We start from the raw sequence: 569 nt of genomic DNA on the forward strand, positions 1-569 counted from the left end.
CCCACGAACCGGCGGTGGAGCTGGGCAAGAAGCTGGTGGCGCTGACCCCCGATCCATTGGAGAAAGTGTTTCTGGCCGACAGCGGCTCGGTGGCCGTGGAAGTGGCGATCAAGATGGCGCTGCAGTACTGGCTGAGCCAGGGGTACACCGGCAAGGACAAACTGCTGGCCCTGCGCAACGGTTATCACGGCGATACGTTTGGCGCCATGGCGGCCTGTGATCCGGTCAACGGCATGCATTCGCTGTTCAGTGGCGTGCTGGCCAAACATTATTTTGCTGAGGCACCGCAGTGCCCCTATGACAGTGATTTCGATACGGCGGATCTGGATTCCATCCAGCAGATGCTGGCGGCCCATCACCAGGAGATCGCCGCCGTGATTTTGGAGCCGGTGGTGCAGGGCGCTGGCGGCATGCGTATTTATCATCCCACCTACCTGAAAGCGGTGCGGGCCCTGTGTGACGAGTACGGTGTGTTGCTGATCTTAGATGAAATCGCCACGGGCTTTGGTCGCACCGGCAAGTTGTTTGCGCTGGAGCATGCGGATGTGTGCCCGGATATCCTGTGCCTG

At 60.3% G+C, this 569-nt stretch carries 1 protein-coding gene; it reads left to right on the forward strand.

The window, feature by feature from the left end; all coding sequences use genetic code 11:
• Positions 1–569, forward strand: a 569-nt coding sequence (locus tag A3754_RS05260; protein ID WP_156496817.1) for an aminotransferase class III-fold pyridoxal phosphate-dependent enzyme, incomplete at both ends; no start/stop codon positions are given.

Source organism: Alcanivorax sp. HI0083, from assembly GCF_001635175.1.